The organism is Alcanivorax sp. (assembly GCF_014762765.1).
Classification (GTDB): domain Bacteria; phylum Pseudomonadota; class Gammaproteobacteria; order Pseudomonadales; family Alcanivoracaceae; genus Alcanivorax.
This window is the reverse complement of the sequence record NZ_JABURH010000113.1, coordinates 1-19,065: the sequence shown is the minus strand read 5'-3', so window position 1 is coordinate 19,065 and position 19,065 is coordinate 1. Positions and strand designations below refer to the sequence as shown.

Below are 19,065 nucleotides of genomic sequence, written 5' to 3'. Positions count from 1 at the left end.
CTAGCGCCCCGGCTGGGGCGCGAAAGTGCCATTTACCTGTCCTGCTGTAACCCTGAGTATCGTGACATTCTTTAATGTCACAGTTTGACATCCACCGGTAATAACCGGTCGGGACCAGGAGGACACATGACAACAACAGCATCGAGCAATATCAAAGCCGGTCAGCAGAGCGCACAGAAGGTGCCGCTTGGCGCCACCGTGAACATCCCTCCTCGTCGGCTGGACTTCCAGTTCGACGACAAGACCACGACGCGCTATTTCTACGATAATGACCCCTTTCTGAGCGCTTTCTGGTTGAGCCTGTCTGCCCTGTTTCCGGAAGGCGAAGCCTTCTTCGTTGACTCCGTGCGCCACTACCGCAAAGAGGTCACCGACGCCAAACTGAAAGCTCAGGTAGCGGGCTTTATCGGCCAGGAAGCCATGCACAGTAAAGAGCATGAAGCCTGGAACGAGATGGGCGTGAAATTCGGCTACCCCACCGACAAGCTGGACAAGTCGCTGGGCAAGCTGCTCGGCCTGGTGCAGAAACGCACTCCGAAAATCTTCCAACTGGCCGCCACCGTCTGCCTGGAGCATTACACCGCCATCATTGCCGAGCAGCTGCTGCGTGAGCCGGAACACCAGGCCCGCATTCTCGACGATGCCACCGCAAAACTGTGGTTGTGGCACGCTCTGGAAGAGAACGAGCACAAGACCGTTGCCTATGACGTGTACGAGAAAGTCAGCGGCAACTACGCTATCCGCGCCGGCGCCATGATCCCCACCACGGTGATTTTCTTCGCGGTGCTGGGTGTCTTTCAGGCGCGTATGCTGGCCTCCGATGGTCGCCTGTTGAACGTGAAAAACAACTGGAACGGCATCAAGTTCCTGTTCGGACGCAAGGGCCTGTTCACCAAGCTGGCCCCTCAGTACCTGGACTTCTTCAAGCGCGATTTCCATCCGTCCCAGCATGACACCGACGCGCTGCTGGACGAATGGCGGGAAAAACTCTTCGGCGACCAGGGCCTTCTCACCGAGCAACACGCCCAGGCCAGCCAGCGCAAGGGCAAGAAGAAAGCCCACTGACCCATTCTGTTTCTCTCCTTTCAGGGCCGCTTTATGCGGCCCTTTTTTATTGCAAGCTTTGTGCTCCACGGAACATGTAGAGCGCAGTTCGCCTTAGGCTCAGTGCCCCCTACTATCCACCCAGCTATTTCTGTGTTTCTTCACTTGCTTCCACAGCAGCGTCCTGTAGAACAGTAGCAACCCTGGGATGAGATTCATGAAGCGTTGTTATTTAACCGTTTTCCCGCTACTGGCTCCGTTAAGCCTGTTTGCCGAACCAACCACACTCGAGCCGGTGACCGTCACCAGCACCCGCATGGAAAGGCCCCTGGCCGACACCCCGGCTGCAGTGACCATTGTCGATGCCGACAGCAATCTGCGGGGCCAGCCCCGTCTGCAACTGGATGAAAGTCTCAACCAGGTGCCCGGCCTGTATCTGCAGAACCGCTACAACTTTGCCCAGGGGTTACGTCTTTCATCACGGGGCTTTGGTTCCCGTTCACCCTTCGGGGTCAGAGGATTGCGCATTAACGTGGATGGTTTCCCGGAAACCCTGCCGGACGGACAGTCGCAACTGGACAGCATTGATCTGTTTGCAGTGGAACAACTCACCGTATTGCGTGGCCCCAGCTCCCTGTTCTACGGCAACGCCACCGGTGGCGTGGTGGACATCACCACTCACTCCGGGAAAACCCGCAATGATAGCGCCAGCGTGTCGGTGATCGGCGGCAGCCACGGGCTGAAACAAGCCAATGTGCAGACCACAGGCCGTCATGATCAGGGCCATCACGCTCTCAGCCTGACAGCTCTGGATTACGAGGGGTTTCGCGAACAGAGCGAAGTCCGCAAATATCAGTTCACCGGTCAGGCGGGCTGGGATCTGGCGGACACCAGGTCGATCACGGTCTTCCTCAGCGCCATGGATACCCCTGTTGCACAAGACCCCGGTGGATTGACCCGTCAACAAGCCCACCAGGACCAGCGGCAAGCCAGCCGCTTCGCCTCCCGGCTGGATGCCGGTCAGCAGGTGGACCAGCAACGGCTGGGGCTGCATTACCGAGATACGGCTTTCGTTAACGGCCTGCTCAACGCCCGCACCTTTGTCAGCCAGCGGGATTTTCGCCAGCAACTGCCCTTCCCCGGTAGCAGCCTGATTGATTACAGCCGGCTGTTTTACGGCGCTCGGCTGGATTACACCCTGCCCTTTACCGTATTGACGCTACCACACCGGCTGTTACTGGGCGTCGATCTGGATCGTCAGGAAGACAACCGTGGTCGCCGGTCGGTCAGCCCCACTGGCAACATCACCGCCATCACTGCTGACGAAGAACAACAGGCCAGCGCCGACGGCATTTTTCTGCAACTGGACAGTCACTTGTCCGACCGCTTTATGCTCACAATCGGTGGGCGCGCAGATCGACTGCGCATGACCATCGACGATGCATTGCTGACAGATGGCAACGACAGTGGTCGGCGTGAATTTGCAGAAAACAGCTATAGTGCTGGGCTAAGCTGGCAAGTCAGCCCCGCCCACACGCTCTACACAACGGTCAGTTCTGCCTTTGAAAGCCCTACCTTTACCGAACTGGCCAACCCTTCCGGAACGGGTGGTTTCAATCCGGACCTGGAACCGCAAACCGCAATGAACCGGGAGGTGGGCGCCCGTGGCGCGCTTGGTGATCGTCTCTTTTACGAAGCCGCCCTGTTCCGGGTGGACGTGGAGGACGAAATCACCCCCTACCAGATCGCCGGCCGCACCTTTTACCAGAATGCCGGAAAGACTCGCCGCGATGGCCTGGAGCTGGGGCTGGAACATGCCACCACCGACCAGTTGACCCTGGCCCTGTCGTGGACCTGGTCCGACTTTCGTTTCCAGGAGTTTTTCGATAGCCAGCAGAATGTGGATGTGAGCGGCAACCGGTTACCTGGCATCCCGCAGCATCAGCTGTTTGCACAGGTTAACTGGCAGGCAGAAAGCGGCCTGTTTGCATCAGTGGAGTCGATACTGGGCAGCCACCGCTATGCGGAAAACACCAATCGTACGCGGGTCGGCAGCGAGTGGCTGGTGAACCTGCGGGGGGGCAAGGCATGGAAACTGAACCAACAAACGCTGACCCTGTTTGCCGGCATCAACAACTTGCTGGACCGTGACTACTACAGCAACCTGCGCATCAACGCCAACAGCGACCGGCCAGTAGAAAACCGCGGCTACTTCGAACCCGGCCCGGGCACAACCTATTACTCTGGCATCACGCTGGATTGGTAACTCCCGTTCTTGCGGGAGCTAGACGTGTATGGCACATCATGGGGTGTATCGACCGCCAAGGTCTGGGTAAAACGTAGGGTGCACTGAGCCTAGGGCGAACTGCACCATCAAACGCCGGATCGGTGCAGTTCGCCCTAGGCTCAGTGCACCCTACGTGCTGAAAACCACGGTGCTTGCGAACATAAAAAAGCCCCGGCCACATTTTCACGACAGGGGCTTTGCCTTTCTTCCCGCCAACATCAATCAGAACGCAGACACACCACCATCCACGGCAATGGCCTGGCCATTCATGTAGCTGTTGGCCGGCGACAACATCATCAGCATGACCGTGACGATTTCCTCCGGCTGGCCCAGCCGCTTCATGGGGCAGCCGGACGCCAGCATGGCATGCATTGCTGCCTTGTCCTGGGATAGCTCCCCTTCATCCACCATGGGCGTATGGGTATAGAACGGGCAGATCGCATTGACACGGATATTGCGTTTCGCCATCTCCACGGCGGCGGTTTTGGTCAGGCCAATCACTGCATGCTTGGCAGCGGAATAGGCGCCGATTTTGGGTGCTCCCCCAAGCCCGGCCATGGAGCTTACGTTAACGATGCTGCCACCGTTTTCTTTCATGGCAGCAATCTGATGCTTCATACCGAACATCACCCCTTTCACATTCACGTTCACCTGCTGGTCCAGCACTTCCTCGGTGAGCTGATCAAAAGGGATAAAACCATGGGCGATGCCGGCATTGTTCACCGCCATATCCAGGTGGCCAAACTGCGCCAGGGCCGTTTCCACCATGGCCTTGCAGTCCGCTTCGCGGGACACATCACAACGCAACGCCGCCACTTTGACACCCTGCTCCGCAAGCCCCTCGGCTTGCGCATTCAGGGCATCCATATTGATGTCCCCCAGCACCAGCGCGGCCCCACGCTTGCCCAGCTCTTCCGCCAGCAACTTGCCGAAGCCGCTGGCAGCACCGGTGATCAGTGCCGTCTTGCCGGTAAAATCGAGGATTGGATCCATTGTGTTCTCCTTCGTCGAACAGCTACAAGCCTCAAGCTTCAAGCCACAACACGGGCATGGCCGTGCTAACCAAATTACGCATTGCCCGCGCTTCCAGGTGAAAAGAAAACACCAAATTCAGGAACTCTTTGGCTTTCCCAATTCTAGCTCGTAGCTCGTAGCTATTAGATGGTCATCCCACCATCGACCACAACGCATTCTCCGGTCACATAACTGGACGCATCGGAAACCAGATACAGCACGGTGCCCGCCATCTCTTTCGGGTCGGCATGGCGGCGCATGGGGATCTGGCTAATGGCGGAATCGTAAATGTCCTCGTTGGTAAACAGGGCACCGGCAAACTTGGTTTTGGTCAGGCCCGGCAACAAGGCATTGACCCGCACGTTGAACTGGGCACATTCCTGGGCAAACGATTTGGTCATGCTGATCACCGCCGCCTTGGAGATGGAGTAGATACCCTGCATATCACCCGGGGTCAGGCCGTTCACGGACGCCGTGTTCACGATGGCACCGCCACCGTGTTCGCGCATCAGCTTGGCACCTTCCACGGACATGTAGAAGTAACCGCGCAGGTTCACATCCACGGTCTTGTCGAAGGCATCCACCGGCGTGTCCAGAATATGCCCGAAGAAAGGATTGGCCGCAGCGTTGTTGACCAGAATATCCAGTTTGCCGTGCACGTCGCGGATATGGGAAAAGATCGCCTGGATCTGCGCCATCTCGCCGATGTGGCAGGGAAACGCTTCGGCGCTACCACCGTCTTGCTTGATCGCATCTGCCACCGCCTGACAGCCATCGATCTTTCGACTGGAGACGATCACGTGGGCGCCCTGCTCCGCCAGCAGTCTGGCAATCTCTTCACCAATTCCCCGGCTGGCGCCGGTGACCAGGGCAATCTTGCCCTCAAGATTAAAAAGGGTGGTACTCATTACTACTCTCCCGATATAAAGCGTCAGGCTACAAGCCGCAAGCTTCAACGCGAGCAGACCCTGTAGCCATTCGAAAAACGGAAAAAAACCGCGCCGCAGCGGCAACGTGGTTTTCCTTGAAGCTTGAGGCTGCTTTACGCCCCTTCTTTGATGATCTGTACGGCCATTAACGCCAGTGGCTCGACCAGCGCGCCAACCTGAGCCGCCTCCTTGCTGGACGCGTTTCCATCCACGGCCCGTTTCGCCACACCCTGACAGATGGCAGCAAGGCGGAAGAAACTGAAGGCCAGATAGAATTCCCAGTTGTCGATACGGTCTATGCCGCGACGCTGACAGTACTGATCGACATACTCTTTTTCCGTGGGGATCCCCAGTGCCTTGCGATCCACACCCTGCAGGCCCGCCATCTTGGCGCCCCGCTGTGGCATGCGCATGCCCATACACTGATAGGCAAGGTCCGCCAGCGGATGTCCCAGGGTGGACAGTTCCCAATCCAGTACTGCGATGACTTTCGGCTCACTGGGATGCCACATCATGTTGTCGAGACGAAAGTCGCCGTGTACCAGGGATACCTGACCGTCGTCTTCCGGCTGGTTGGCTTGCAGCCAGGCGATCAGCTCGTCCATGGCCGGGATGTCCTGCAACTTGGAGGCTTCGTACTGCTGGGTCCAGCGACCCAGTTGCCGCTCGAAGTAGTTGCCGGGCTTGCCGTAATCCGTCAGTCCTACCGCATCCAGATCCACGCTATGCAGAGCTGCCAACACCCGATTCATTTCCTGGTACATGGCAGCGCGGGTAGCATTGCCCGCTTCGCCCTCACCGACTTCCGGCAACGAGGCGCCCCACAGAATGCGGCCTTCACAGAACTCCATCACGTAGAACATGGAACCGATTACGTCCCTGTCTTCGCACAGATGCAGTACCCGTGGCACCGGCACATCCGTGTCTTTCAGGGCCGCCATGACGCGGAACTCGCGATCCACCGCATGGGCTGACTTGAGCAGCTTGCCCGGCGGTTGCCGGCGCAACACATAAGCACCGGACGGTGTGGTGATCTTGAAGGTGGGGTTGGACTGGCCGCCTTCGAACTTGTCAGCCTCGATGGGCCCGTTGAAGCCATCGATGTGCTGCTCAAGGTATTCGGCCAGTTTCTGTGTATCCAGCGTATCCACCTGGGACATGGAGCTCTCCTGTTATTCTGTCTGCTGCGCAATAGGCAAAGCCCGGAGTGCAAAACACCCCGGGCAAACACCGCTTCTCAGGCGAAGTATTTGGCCAGGTTGCGGCCCAGTTGCATCATGTGCACCTGATCCGGTCCATCCGCCAACCGCAAGGTGCGGGCATAGCTGAAGAAGTTGACCAGCGGCGTATCCTGGCTCAGGCCCGCCGCCCCGTGGACCTGAATCGCCCGATCAATGACATTTAACGCCATATTGGGCGCCACCACCTTGATCATAGCGATCAAATCCTTGGCGACTTTGTTACCTTCGCGATCCATGGTGTCTGCCGCCTTCAAGGTCATCAGCCGTGCCTGCTCGATTTCACAGTAGGAACGCGCCAGATCTTCACGCACCGAGCCCTGTTTACTCATGGGCTGGCCGAACACCACACGCTCGTTGACGCGCTTGGCCATCAGCTCGAAGGACTCCTGGGCAGCACCGATCAGGCGCATACAATGGTGAATGCGGCCCGGCCCCAGGCGACCCTGGGCGATTTCAAAGCCACGGCCTTCACCCAGAATCATGTTTTCCTTGGGCACCCGCACGTTTTCGAAGACCACTTCCGCGTGGCCTTCCGGCGCGTCGTTGTAACCAAATACCTGCATCGGGCGCACGATATTGACCCCGGGTGTATTGGTGGGCACCAGAATCTGGGACTGCTGCGCATGGCGATTCGGATTGTCCGGGTCGGTCTTGCCCATCACGATCATGATTTCGCAGGTCTTGCGCATGGCACCGCTGATATAGAACTTGCGGCCATTGATTACGTAGTCGTCGCCGTCACGCTCAATGCGGGTTTCGATATTGGTGGCATCGGATGACGCCACTTCCGGCTCGGTCATGGCAAAGGCGCTGCGAATACGGCCTTCCAGCAGCGGCTGCAGCCAGTCTTTCTTCTGTTGCTCGTTACCGTACTTGGCCAGCACTTCCATGTTGCCGGTATCCGGGGCGGCGCAATTGAACGCTTCGGAAGCGATCCGGCTTCGCCCCATTTCCTCGGCCAACGGAGCGTATTCCAGATTGCTCAGGCCGGCACTGTAATCCCCGTATTCCTTGGGCAGGAACAGGTTCCACAAGCCCTTGGCGCGGGCTTTCTCTTTCAGCTCTTCCATCACCGGCGGCGTTTCCCACGGGCTTTTTTCCAGCTGTTCGTGGTACAGGCCTTCCACCGGACGGATCTCGGTATTGATGAAATGGCGAACCTGGTTGATCAGGTCCTGCACTTTTTCCGTGTATTGAAAATCCATGAAACTCTCCCTTATCGCTTGTTCGTTACAGTCTTGGTGCTGCGTTAAAAATTAAAAATAGGTAATGGCTTCGAACCGATCCGGACGGTCCAGGTGCGGCACATTGTTGAAACTGGCCATACGGACCACCTTGTTATTAAAGAAACCGTGGGTAACGCTGCTGTTGCGAATCTGCAGATTCAATTCCACCACCGTGTCATCGGCGGCGTTGAGGGCATGTTTGAGAAACATGGCCATGGCACCGCCGGAACTGACAATCAGAATGCGATCCCTGTCGCTGTACTGCTGCTGAATATGATGGCGAGCCGCCAGTACCCGGTCAGAAAAGGACTGCCAGCTTTCCGGCAGATCACCGGTGAGTTCGTCCAGACGCCAATGCTTCATGGCCGTTTTCAGCGCCTTGTAGAATGCCGCCACTGGCGCCCCTTCCCCGGGTGCCTGTTCCGGGTACTGGGTCAGGTAGGCATCGACGATAGACTGGAAATCGAACTCATTAAGCCCGGCGTGAATATCTTCCGGCAACGCCACGCCCAGCCCTTCACAGATTCCAGCACCGGTTTCCCGATGGCGCACCAGATCGCCGGAAACCAGCGCATCGAAGCCCATGTCCCGTTCGGCAAAATACTCGCCAAGCCACCGGGCCTGCTGATGGCCAAGCTCAGAAAGACGGTCATAGTTATCGGTGCCGAACGATGCCTGTCCGTGGCGGACAAGATAGAACTGGGCCATGTGGAATCCTTACAACGGGCAAGAGAGCAATTCGCAATGACCCCAGCCTAGTGCAGGCCCGCGAGTTAGTGAAATTGATATTCTGAATCTGGCAGAATGAATATGATGCATGACGATTTGGCTGTTATTCGAAATGCTGTTTCGATATCTTCGGTAGCTTCCCCACTTGCCGGAGACTTCCATGACCGATCTGACTCTCACCAGCGGCTGCGTCCAGGCCCGGGAACAGGGTGCCGTGCTGCATCTGGTGCTGGACCGGGCTGCCAAGCTCAACGCCATGACCGCCAGCATGTACCAGGACCTGACCCGAGGCGTTGAACATCTGGCAAAGCGGGACGATCTGCACGTGCTACTGCTCACCGGCAATGGTCGGGCCTGGTGTGCCGGCAACGATATCGGCGATTTTCTCAATGCGGACCCGGCCAGCCGGGATAGCGGCAAGCTCAGCCCCGCCATGGTGCTGGTGCACGCCCTGATGGCCCTGGACAAACCTGTGGTGATTGGCGTGCAGGGCAATGCCACCGGTATCGGCACCACCCTGCTGCTCCATGCGGACCTGGTGGTGGCCGCCGACGATGCCCGCTTCCAGACTGCCTTTATCAACCTGGGGCTGGTCCCGGAAGCCGGTTCCAGCCTGCTGCTTCCTGCCCTGATCGGTCGCCAGAATGCCAACCGCCTGCTGCTGGCCGGCGATACCCTGACAGCAGAGGAAGCGGAACGCTGCGGCCTGGTCGCCTACCGGGTAACTGCGGATGAACTGGAGACCACTGCCCTGACCCTCGCGCACCGGCTGGCCGAGAAATCGCCGACCGCCATGGCCATGACCAAGCAACTACTGCGTCAGAGCCATGAAGCCATCAAGACACAGATCGAAAAGGAAAGTGTGCTGTTTGCGGAGCGGATGTTCAGCGAGGACACAAGGGAGCGGTTTGCGGGGTTCTTGAAAGGCAATTGATATTGGAGAATTGATAATTGATAACGCGCGGTTAAGCCCCTCGTGTTTTGCAAATATTAAAGGCCGCGCCCATAGGCTGGGCGCGGCCTCTAAACTGGATACAATGACCAGCGTTGTTCGCGCCGTTATCCATTATCCATTCTCAATTGTCCATTATTAACTCGCCATCACTCCCCGCAGCGCCACAAGCACCACTTCATCCACCACATCTTGCCGTTGAGCCGGCGTTTCCGTGTCGCGGGGTTGGTACCAATTGATCACCGAGTTCATGGCGCCGAATACAGGTTTGATGGACATCTTCGGACGAGCCGCACGCATGGAACCGTTGGCAATGCCCTCTTCCAGCACTGTCAGGAACAGCCCTTCGCAGCGTTTGCGTCGTTCCTGCAGGCGCTCTAGCTGGGCCCGCTGGGCCTCGGTGGTGCTGCTGCGCAGCAACATCTGCACCGCTTCAGAGACCGTTCGCTGATAAGGCTGGGTACGAATCAGCGTGCGCACATAGCAGCGAGCCATTTCGGTAAAACGTTCCGCGGCCGGCAGATCGGAACCGACAACCGGCTCCAGCTCTTCAAACAGCGCATCCATGGCCCGATGATGAATTTCGAAGAAGAGCTGCGCCTTGGAATCAAAGTAGTGATAGACCATGCCCTTGGTGGCAGAAAGTCGCCGGGCAATGTCGTCAATACTGGTGGCATTGAAGCCCCGCTCCATAAAGCACAGGGCCGCCGCGTCAAGAATGGCATCGCGGGGGTCGGTCAGCAGGGCGTCGCTTTGTTCTGGCATGGTGCTCCTCAATCACGGTGCAGACCCGTTTAAGAGGAAAATAGTGACATAACCGACGCGCCCCACCATTGACCCTCCCGCACCCCAGTGACGGAATTCTCGCCCTTCATGGCGTTTTTCACCCTTTACGGCCAATTACGCCGCCTCCATACTGTTATTTTTAAAACTATATTCTGAAAATATGGCGCGCTCGCGCCTCTACAGGGAGAGCCACATGAGCAGAGCGCAAATTACGATTGAGGAGCTGCAGGCAAAAACCGGTGAAGCTGTGGGTGTGTCCCAGTGGCGAGCCGTGGATCAGCAGCGCATCGACGGCTTTGCTGAGTTGACCGAAGATCCCCAATGGATCCACACGGACCCGGCACGCGCCGCAAAGGAAAGCCCTTTCGGCACCACCATCGCCCACGGGTTCCTGTCCTTGTCACTGCTGTCCGCCATGGCCATGGATGTGCTCCCTACCATCGAGGGCCAAGTGATGGGCATCAATTACGGCTTCGACAAGGTTCGCTTCATGAATCCGGTGCGTGAAGGCAGCAAGGTGCGCGGCACCTTTACCCTGCTGGAAGTGAAGCAACGCTCAAAGAGCGAATGGCAACTGCGCCATGGTGTGACAGTGGAAATCGAAGGCCAGGACAAACCCGCCCTGATCGCCGAATGGCTGAGCCTGGCGATTGTACCCGCTTGATTTAACAGGCCGCTGTAGGAACGTAGCGCAGCGGAGTAACGACCGTAGGTCGGCTCGTAGGGTAAGCGAAGCGCATAACGTCGCTCGCGGCGCGATAACCGAACCCAGAATCAAAAGCCTTTTCACCACAGAGCACACAGAGCACACCGAGAAAACCTGTCTTTTCCTCAGTGATCTCTGTGCCCTCTGTGGTAAGTCCGCCTTTCAGGTTTTGGGTTTATGCACTTCGTTCCGGTTCGCGCCGAGAGCGACGCTCCTACAAAAGGGTATTTTATGAAGATTATTGGGAGAGAGAAGCATGACAATCCGTTTTGATAACCAGGTAGCCATCGTCACCGGCGCCGGTAACGGCCTGGGAAAATGCCATGCGCTAGAGCTGGCGCGTCTGGGCGCCAAGGTCGTGGTCAATGACTTCGGCGGTGCTCGCGATGGCAGCGGCGGCTCCAGCGAGGCGGCCGAGCAGGTCGTCGCGGAAATCCAGTCCGCCGGTGGTGAAGCGATTGCCAACGGCGCCGATGTGTCCAGTCCGGAACAGGTGGACGCCATGGTGAAACAGGCCATGGATACCTGGGGGCGCATTGATGTGCTGATCAACAACGCCGGTATTTTGCGCGACAAGAGCTTTGTGAAAATGACCCAGGACGACTGGGACAAGGTCATCGCCGTGCATTTGACCGGCTCCGAAATCTGTACCCGCGCGGTCTGGCCGATCATGCGCGAACAGGGTTATGGCCGTATCGTCATGACCACCTCCACCTCTGGCCTGTATGGCAACTTCGGTCAGGCCAACTACGGCGCTGCCAAGATGGCCGTGGCCGGCTTGATGAATACACTTTGTATCGAAGGGGAAAAGTACGACATCAAGGTCAACTGCATTGCGCCCACCGCTGCCACTCGTATGACCGAAGACCTGATGCCCCCGGAAGTCCTGGCCATGCTGGAGCCAAAGGAAATCACCCCAGCGGTCCTGTTCCTGTGTAGTAACAAAGCACCGACCCACCGCATCGTACTGGCAGGTGCCGGCTGCTACGCCATGGTTCGCCTGATGGAAAGCGAAGGCGTCTACCTTGATGAAGACGAGCGAAATGTGGATGGCGTCGCCGCCCATTTCGAGCAGATCGGCAATATGGACAACGCCCGGGAAATTCTCGCCGGCGGCGACCATGTGACCAAGATTCTCACCAAGGCAGCCCAGGCCAAGGGCATCAAGCTGGGTTAAACGCAGCTGCTGATCAACCGGCTGCAGGCAAACTCCTGCAGCGAGACATCGACCGAATATCAATCTGGAGAGGCATCATGAGAGAAGCCGTCATCGTTTCCACCGCCCGCACCCCCATTGGCAAAGCCTACCGGGGCGCCTTCAACGACACCCAGGCCCAGGCGCTGGGTGGCCATGCCATCAAACACGCCGTGGAGCGCGCCGGCATCGACCCGGAGACTATTCAGGACGTGATCATGGGCGCCGCCCTGCAGCAGGGCAGCACCAGTGGCAACGTGGCCCGCCAATGCGCCCTGCGCGCCGGACTGCCCACCAGCGTGTCCGGCATGTCCATGGACCGCCAGTGCGCCTCCGGCCTGATGGCCATCGCCACCGCCGCCAAGGAAATCATCGTCGACAACATGGATGTGGCCGTGGCCGGCGGGCTGGAGTCCATCTCTCTGGTACAGAACGACAAGATGAACACCTTCCGTGCCGCCGATCCCTGGCTGAAACAGCACCGCCCGGACATCTACATGTCCATGCTGGAAACCGCCGAGATCGTCGCAGACCGCTACAGCGTTTCCCGCGATGCCCAGGACGAATACGCCTACCAGTCCCAGATGCGCACCGCGGCTGCCCAGCAAGCCGGCAAGTTCGACGACGAAATCGTGCCCATGACCACCGTCATGAAAGTGATGAACAAGGAGACCAAAGAGATTTCCGATCAGGAAGTCACCCTGAGCAAAGACGAAGGCAATCGACCGCAAACCACCCTGGAAGGCCTGCAATCTCTGCAGCCCGTCTTCAAAGGGGGTCAACAGGTCCAGGAAGGCGGTTTCATCACCGCGGGCAACGCCTCCCAGCTCTCCGACGGCGCCAGCGCCTGCGTGCTGATGGAAGCAAAGGAAGCCGAGCGCCTGGGCCTGCAACCACTGGGGGCCTACCGCGGCATGGCCGTCGCTGGCTGCGACCCGGACGAGATGGGTATCGGCCCGGTTTTTGCGGTACCCAAGCTGCTCAAGCGTTTCGGTCTCACCGTGGATGACATCGGCATCTGGGAGCTTAACGAAGCTTTCGCGAGCCAGTGCCTGTACAGCCGCGACCGCCTGGGCATCGACCCGGAGAAATACAACGTGAACGGCGGCGCCATTTCCATCGGCCACCCCTACGGCATGTCCGGAGCCCGCATGACCGGCCACGCCCTGATCGAAGGCAAGCGCCGAGGCGTGAAGTATGTGGTGGTGACCATGTGCATTGGCGGCGGCATGGGTGCCGCTGGCTTGTTTGAAGTGTTCTGATTTCTGTCTCTGACTTCCCCTTCAGGGCGCCACACGGCGCCCTTTTTTTCTTCATGATCAGGGTCCACTGCCGGGCTAAACCTTACTGTGTTTTCTGCGATGGAATTCTTTAGGAAATGTGTCAAAGCTCACAAATAACGCTAAAATGAAATCTTCTTTTATTTGTTACCCTGGGTAACGAATCGCCGAAAATAGTAAACACGACCTTTGATATCGTTTCTCTCCCCTGATCTTGGATCACGAAAATCCCATAAAAACTCGCGCTCTTATTCCAGAAACAGGCTTTTCGCCCCCTATTTACCCCCAACTTCGACGTTGGTCTGTCTTGACCACATACCCACCGGTATGTATGAATTGAATCCGACGCATCGCTTTTTGAAATAATGGTTCAAAAAAATAAAAAGCGAGGGTCAAGATTTTAACGCCCGATGGGACCGGGCGTGACAACAAGTGCGCTACAACAACGTTCACAACAACAAACGGAATTTCTACCCGGCTCATCACCGGGTAGTGGGAGAGCAAAATAATGCGAAGTAAAGCGATCGCTGTTGGCTGCAGCAGTGCCCTGGCTCTGGGCCTGCTGACAGCCGCAGCCCCGGCCATGGCTGGCGAAAAACAGTTCAATGAAGACCTCAGCGTCAAATGGAACCTGAAAGCCTCCGTGGGCGCTATTTCCCGTATGGAGTCTGCCCGCAAGGAAAACCTGTTTGCTGGTGATACCCCCGGCGGCACCTCCGGTTCCGCCGTCTCTGACGATGGCAACCTGAACTATGATGGTGGTGAAGTGGTATCTGCCGTTGCCAAGGCAGTGGGCGACGTCAACCTGCAGTACAAGAACTATGGTCTTTTTGTGCGAGCCAAAGGCTGGTATGACTACGTGCAGAAAGAGAAGGATGTTCCCCACGGCAACTTCCCCAATGAATTTGTCGGCGGCGAGCCGCTCAGCGACGACGGCTTTGATCGCAACTCCAAATTCCAGGGAGCCACCTTTCAGGATGTCTTTGTCCACGGCACCTTTCAGGTCAATGAGCAGCCTCTGAAGCTGAAGGCGGGTCGTCAGACTCTGCTGTGGGGACGCAGCCTGTATTCCCGGGGCTCCCTCAGTGCACTGAACGCCATCGACCTGGCGGCCCTGCATCGCCCCGGTGCCGAGTACACCGAGTTCCTCAAGCCCTCTGGCATGGTGACCGCTGACTACAAGTTTACCGACCGGCTCTCCATGAAATCCTTCTACCAGTATGAGTGGCGGGCCGCGAACCTGGATGGCTGCGGCACCTTCTTTTCCACTCTCGACAACACCGCTGTCGGTTGTGATGCCACCTTCTCCAGCTCGGTGATTATTCCCAACAAGACCGCCTACGAAAATGGCGTCTACATTCCACGCCGGGACGAAAAAGAGCCTGATGATGGTGGTCAGTACGGGCTGAAATTCGACTATGCCTTCCCAAAATCCAAGGCCAAGGTGGGTGCCTACTTCCTTAACTACCACATGCGTCTGCCAATCTACTCGGTGACCAAGGAAGACAGCCCGCTGGCACAGGGGATTACAGCCGGCAACGACATTGCCTACTTCTATGAGTATCCGGAAGACATCCAGGTGATCGGCCTGACCGCCGACAAGACCTTTGAAGGGGTCGGCAACCTAGCCATGAACCTGAGCTACCTGCCTGACATGCCGGTCCAGATCAACACTCCGGACATGACCACCGCCCGGGTACTGGAAGCCAACGGCGTGCCTGCCGCAGTAGCCCAGGGGTTCGCTACCGTTCCCCAGGACACCATTGATTATGTCTATGGCTCGGGCAACGAAGTGACCGGCTTCAAGGAGTTCGATATTCAGCGTGCCGAATTCACCTTTACCACGGTTATCCCCAAAGTACTGGGCGCCCAGAAAACCATCGTTTCTGCCCAGGTCGGCTCGGAATTCATTCAGGATTTGCCGGACCAGGAAGACATGCGTTTTCGCCGCCACACCAACTTCGGTGTCGGTGAGCTGGGCGAGGACGGCTATGTGACTGACTTCAGCTGGGGCTACCAACTGACGCTGAAATCCACCTATGCAAATGCCATTGGCCCGGTGACACTGACTCCGTCACTGACCCTGCAGCACGGTGTAGAAGGCTACTCCAGTGATGACGCCCTTCAGGAAGACCAGCGCAGCCTGGGCCTGGGTATCGGCATGGGCTACAAGAAGCTCAGCGCCGACCTGTCCTACACCACCTATAACGATGCCAGCTATAGCGTAGTCAACGACCGGGATTACCTGTCCTTGAGCACAACCTACAACTTCTGAGAACGCAACGGACACTGCAGGCCTCGCGCCAAGGGGGCCTGCCAAACAGAATGAGGATGGAACGATGAGAAAATTGCAATTCGCCATGGTGGCCCTGTTCGCTGCGCTGCTCGCCGCCTGTGCCACCGGCTACCATGACACCCGCGTGGTCAGTACCCAGACCGGGGTGGAGAAAGATCCCAAAGGGCCTTATCAATCAGTGGTGGTTGGCGTTCTGGCAGCCCATGAACTGCGTGGTCACCTGGAAAATGCCATCGTCGCCAAGTTTGCCGAACGGGGCATCAAGGCCACCGCCGCCCATACGGTCTTTGGTGACAAAGGCATCGAGGGCAAAAGCCGTGACTATCTGGCAGAACGCATGAAGGAAAACGGCTTCGACAGCGCCCTAGCCATTCACCTGGAAGAACAGCGCAGCGAAACCCTGGAAGTAAAAGGTGATCCCGGCGCCGCGGTACCTGTCGCCGGGACCATGACCATGCGCCCTCAGGTGTACAGTGAAGACTTCTTCGTGAATGAGGACATCTACGAGGTCCGGCTGGACCTGTGGGACGTGGACCAGCAAGCGATTATCTGGCAGGGCAACACCGTCAGCTTCAACACCGGCGGTTTCAAGGGCCTGGAAAAAGGGGCAGACCACTTTGCCCAGGTCATCACCAACGCCATCGGCAAGGCCGATATCTTCTGATCCTGTTTTCTCCTTGATTGTCTCCACCTTCCTTGCCCACTTCGGTGGGCATTTTTTTGCCTTGTCCTGTCACGATCCTGTCATGCCGACCCGGCATATTGACCACCTATCAAGGAGAGAGGCCCGCCCTCTTGCTTCTGGCCGGCGCCATCGCTAGGCTTGAGAACTGAATTCAAAGAGATTTCACCATGAAAGCAGCCCTGCACAATCACAGCATCAATGCAGACCGCAAGCCGGTCGGCACGGTTGTGCCCGCTGCCTTCTGTTATGGGTATTGGTTTAGCCGCTCGCGCGCCTGACCGTTACCCAGGCGCGCCCGCTACGGGACGCCTGCCGAATCATGAAAACCCCGGTCGGTATCCCGCCCGGGGTTTTTTATTGCCCAAACAACAGCACCGCAGAGGACAAACAGCATGTATCGATATAGCCAGCACCACAAAGAATCGCGATTTAGCCAGTGGCAACGCCCGCTCCAGCGAACACTACGATCGAATCACGCGCGACGATAATTGCGCACAGAACGTTAAGGAACGACCATGCAACAGACACAGAGCAACATCGCTAGCCCCTCCGACATCAATTCGCGCCGCAGCTTACCACTGCCCTCCCCCAGCGCAATGCGTGAGCGCCTGCCGGTGGACGCCAGGCTGGCAGCACAGATTCAGGCACATCGCCAAACCGTACGCGATATTCTCAATGGCACCGATGACCGCCTGCTTGTTATTACTGGCCCCTGCTCGCTTCACGACCCGAAAGCAGCGCTGGAATACGGCCATCGTCTGAGCGAACTGTCCCGTCAGCTGGACGACAAGCTCTTCCTAGTAATGCGCGCCTACGTGGAAAAGCCCCGCACCACCGTGGGCTGGAAAGGCATGCTCTACGACCCGCACCTGGATGGCAGCAACGATATCGCCACCGGCCTGAACGTGTCTCGCCACCTGTTGCTGGACCTGGCCCGGCTGGGCCTGCCGCTTGCCACCGAGCTACTGCATCCCATGGCTGCCGACTACCTGGGCGACCTGCTCAGCTGGGCTGCCATCGGCGCCCGCACCACCGAATCCCAGATCCACCGGGAAATGGTCAGCGGCCTGCCCATACCAGTGGGCTTCAAGAACGGCACCGACGGCAGTATCGACGTGGCCAGTGACGCCATGGGCGCCGCCGAGCATCCACACACGCACCTGGGCATCGACGACAATGGGCACAGTGCGCTGCTACAAACCGCCGGCAACCCGGACACCCATCTGGTACTGCGCGGTGGCCACCATGGCCCCAACTACGATGCCGACAGCATTCGCCAAGCCGTGGGCGCCCTGCAAGCCAAAGGTCGCAACCACCGACTGATCGTGGATTGCAGCCATGCCAACAGCGGCAAAGACCCACTGAGACAGCCAGAGGTACTCCATGATCTGCTTCAACAGCGCGCCAGCGGCGAAAACCCTATCGCCGGCGTGATGCTGGAAAGTCACCTGCAAGACGGCAAACAGCCACTGCAGAAACCCCTGCAATACGGCCTCTCCATCACCGATGGCTGCCTGGGCTGGGACAGGACGGAGCAGTTACTCTGTGGCATTGATTAGAGAGGTCAGGAGGGACGAATTTACCGGAAAAGATTGATGCAAATCACGAAACCGGCGCCTATTCGGTAAAGGCGCCGGTGCCGTGATAATGTCGACATAACAGACAGGAGGGCTGCACCATGACACTGGAACAATTAATTACCGCTTTCGTGTTGTTTCTCTGCGGCATTGCCGTGGTGGCATTTATTGTTTATCTGAAGAACCAGTCCAACGAACGATAAATAGCAGGTCACTGAAATCAGCTGTAAAGCAGCTCGCCTACCCCCATCTTGATCACGTTACCGCCGATGCGGCACTTCACTTCCTTGCCCGGCTTCTTGTCGAACTCCGCATGCAGAATACTCTTTCTGGTATCAGGGCTTCCGCGATCAATAGACAGAGTGTGCGTCCCCGCAGCGGTATCCTGCTGCTCCGCCAGATAAGCAATAAATTCCGGCATCACATTACCGATGGGCGGAAATACATCCCGAGGAAGGTTCGGGTTCAGCAAGCGCCCATGAAATTCCGAACTGCCAGTAATAGTCCCGGGTGCAAACAGGAACAATTCCGAGGTATAGACACCACCAAACAGATCGGCCCACCGCTCCGCATTCAAACTCGCCGCCAACACATGCTCGGGTTTGGTAACCGGAATGATCAACGTAGGCGTATCCACACTGACCACCATGGGCTTGTACTTACTGAACGAGATATGCTTCTCATCAATATTCAGTGCCGCGGCCAGGCGGGGAATTTCCGGGGTATAGCGATCAACCGTGGGCGTCAGCACCCGAGCAAACTGGATCGAGCCTGATGTACTGTTTCCGGTATCAATAAAGCTTTCGATCAACTGCTGATTCTGCCTGAAAAGAAACGACGCAAAAGCCCCTTCATCCTTGGCAAGCCCCATCTCATGGGCCACAAAAGACGCCGCCAGAATGGTATGGGCCCCGAACAACTGCTGCCCCTTGCCATTGAACACACTCACCGGCATATCCTTGCCCGGCTCGATAAACACCGTTTCCGTCTGCTGAAACTCACTGGCAATCGCGATCTTGCTGGCATCACTAGTGTCCACACCCTCCAGCTTCACCACAGGAATCTGTGTGCCCTGAAATGGAGCATCGGCAAATACATCAAGCAGCGCATAATCGAGA

At 57.6% G+C, this 19,065-nt stretch carries 16 protein-coding genes; 9 read left to right on the top strand and 7 right to left on the bottom strand.

Going from position 1 to position 19,065, the window contains the following annotated elements:
• Positions 1–126 precede the first annotated feature (126 nt).
• Together HUJ17_RS07275 and HUJ17_RS07270 are read left to right on the top strand one after the other, a co-directional pair.
• Positions 127–1,065 carry a metal-dependent hydrolase gene (locus HUJ17_RS07275; RefSeq protein WP_290510074.1) on the top strand — a complete coding sequence of 313 codons (939 nt, stop codon included), beginning with the start codon at positions 127–129 and terminating at the stop codon, positions 1,063–1,065.
• Positions 1,066–1,261: 196 nt separating this feature from the next.
• Positions 1,262–3,310: a TonB-dependent receptor gene (locus tag HUJ17_RS07270; RefSeq protein ID WP_290510073.1), complete on the top strand. Its 2,049-nt coding sequence runs from the start codon at positions 1,262–1,264 to the stop codon at positions 3,308–3,310.
• Between the two features lie 243 nt (positions 3,311–3,553).
• Here HUJ17_RS07270 and HUJ17_RS07265 read toward each other — a convergent pair whose 3' ends face one another.
• The 5 genes from HUJ17_RS07265 to HUJ17_RS07245 all read right to left on the bottom strand — a co-directional run bounded on the left by HUJ17_RS07265 (position 3,554) and on the right by HUJ17_RS07245 (position 8,449).
• On the bottom strand, positions 3,554–4,324 hold the full coding sequence (locus HUJ17_RS07265; protein ID WP_062817951.1) for an SDR family NAD(P)-dependent oxidoreductase: 771 nt from the start codon (positions 4,322–4,324) through the stop codon (positions 3,554–3,556).
• Between the two features lie 164 nt (positions 4,325–4,488).
• A complete protein-coding gene (locus HUJ17_RS07260; protein ID WP_290510072.1) occupies positions 4,489–5,253 on the bottom strand; it encodes an SDR family oxidoreductase in 765 nt (254 codons plus the stop codon).
• A gap of 134 nt (positions 5,254–5,387) precedes the next feature.
• Positions 5,388–6,434 carry a phosphotransferase family protein gene (locus tag HUJ17_RS07255; RefSeq protein ID WP_290510071.1) on the bottom strand — a complete coding sequence of 349 codons (1,047 nt, stop codon included), beginning with the start codon at positions 6,432–6,434 and terminating at the stop codon, positions 5,388–5,390.
• 77 nt (positions 6,435–6,511) lie between these two features.
• Entirely contained in the window at positions 6,512–7,720 is a 1,209-nt protein-coding gene (locus HUJ17_RS07250) for an acyl-CoA dehydrogenase family protein (RefSeq protein ID WP_290510070.1), read from the bottom strand.
• A 51-nt stretch (positions 7,721–7,771) separates the two neighbouring features.
• A complete protein-coding gene (locus tag HUJ17_RS07245; protein WP_290510069.1) occupies positions 7,772–8,449 on the bottom strand; it encodes a histidine phosphatase family protein in 678 nt (225 codons plus the stop codon).
• Between the two features lie 181 nt (positions 8,450–8,630).
• Here HUJ17_RS07245 and HUJ17_RS07240 point away from each other — a divergent pair, with 181 nt between their 5' ends.
• Complete coding sequence (locus HUJ17_RS07240) at positions 8,631–9,404, top strand: enoyl-CoA hydratase-related protein (RefSeq protein ID WP_290510068.1); 774 nt, start codon at positions 8,631–8,633, stop codon at positions 9,402–9,404.
• A 156-nt stretch (positions 9,405–9,560) separates the two neighbouring features.
• On the opposite strand, the gene HUJ17_RS07235 is transcribed toward HUJ17_RS07240, so the two are convergent.
• Complete coding sequence (locus HUJ17_RS07235) at positions 9,561–10,187, bottom strand: TetR/AcrR family transcriptional regulator (RefSeq protein ID WP_290510067.1); 627 nt, start codon at positions 10,185–10,187, stop codon at positions 9,561–9,563.
• Between the two features lie 214 nt (positions 10,188–10,401).
• On the opposite strand from HUJ17_RS07235, the gene HUJ17_RS07230 reads away from it, so the two are divergent.
• The 6 genes from HUJ17_RS07230 (at position 10,402) to HUJ17_RS07205 (ending at position 17,929) form a co-directional block, all read left to right on the top strand.
• On the top strand, positions 10,402–10,872 hold the full coding sequence (locus HUJ17_RS07230; RefSeq protein ID WP_290510066.1) for a MaoC family dehydratase: 471 nt from the start codon (positions 10,402–10,404) through the stop codon (positions 10,870–10,872).
• Positions 10,873–11,170: 298 nt separating this feature from the next.
• Entirely contained in the window at positions 11,171–12,091 is a 921-nt protein-coding gene (locus HUJ17_RS07225) for an SDR family oxidoreductase (protein ID WP_290510065.1), read from the top strand.
• A gap of 77 nt (positions 12,092–12,168) precedes the next feature.
• On the top strand, positions 12,169–13,371 hold the full coding sequence (locus tag HUJ17_RS07220) for an acetyl-CoA C-acyltransferase (RefSeq protein WP_290510064.1): 1,203 nt from the start codon (positions 12,169–12,171) through the stop codon (positions 13,369–13,371).
• 526 nt (positions 13,372–13,897) lie between these two features.
• Positions 13,898–15,664, top strand: a complete 1,767-nt coding sequence (locus HUJ17_RS07215) for a DUF1302 domain-containing protein (protein WP_290510063.1) — start codon at positions 13,898–13,900, stop codon at positions 15,662–15,664.
• A 64-nt stretch (positions 15,665–15,728) separates the two neighbouring features.
• Positions 15,729–16,349, top strand: coding sequence for a hypothetical protein (locus HUJ17_RS07210; RefSeq protein ID WP_290510062.1), 621 nt, complete (start codon positions 15,729–15,731; stop codon positions 16,347–16,349).
• 536 nt (positions 16,350–16,885) lie between these two features.
• Complete coding sequence (locus tag HUJ17_RS07205; protein ID WP_290510061.1) at positions 16,886–17,929, top strand: 3-deoxy-7-phosphoheptulonate synthase; 1,044 nt, start codon at positions 16,886–16,888, stop codon at positions 17,927–17,929.
• 238 nt (positions 17,930–18,167) lie between these two features.
• Here the strand turns inward: HUJ17_RS07205 and HUJ17_RS07200 are convergent.
• A partial coding sequence (locus HUJ17_RS07200; RefSeq protein WP_290510060.1) for a PhzF family phenazine biosynthesis protein occupies positions 18,168–19,065 on the bottom strand: 898 nt, incomplete at its 5' end.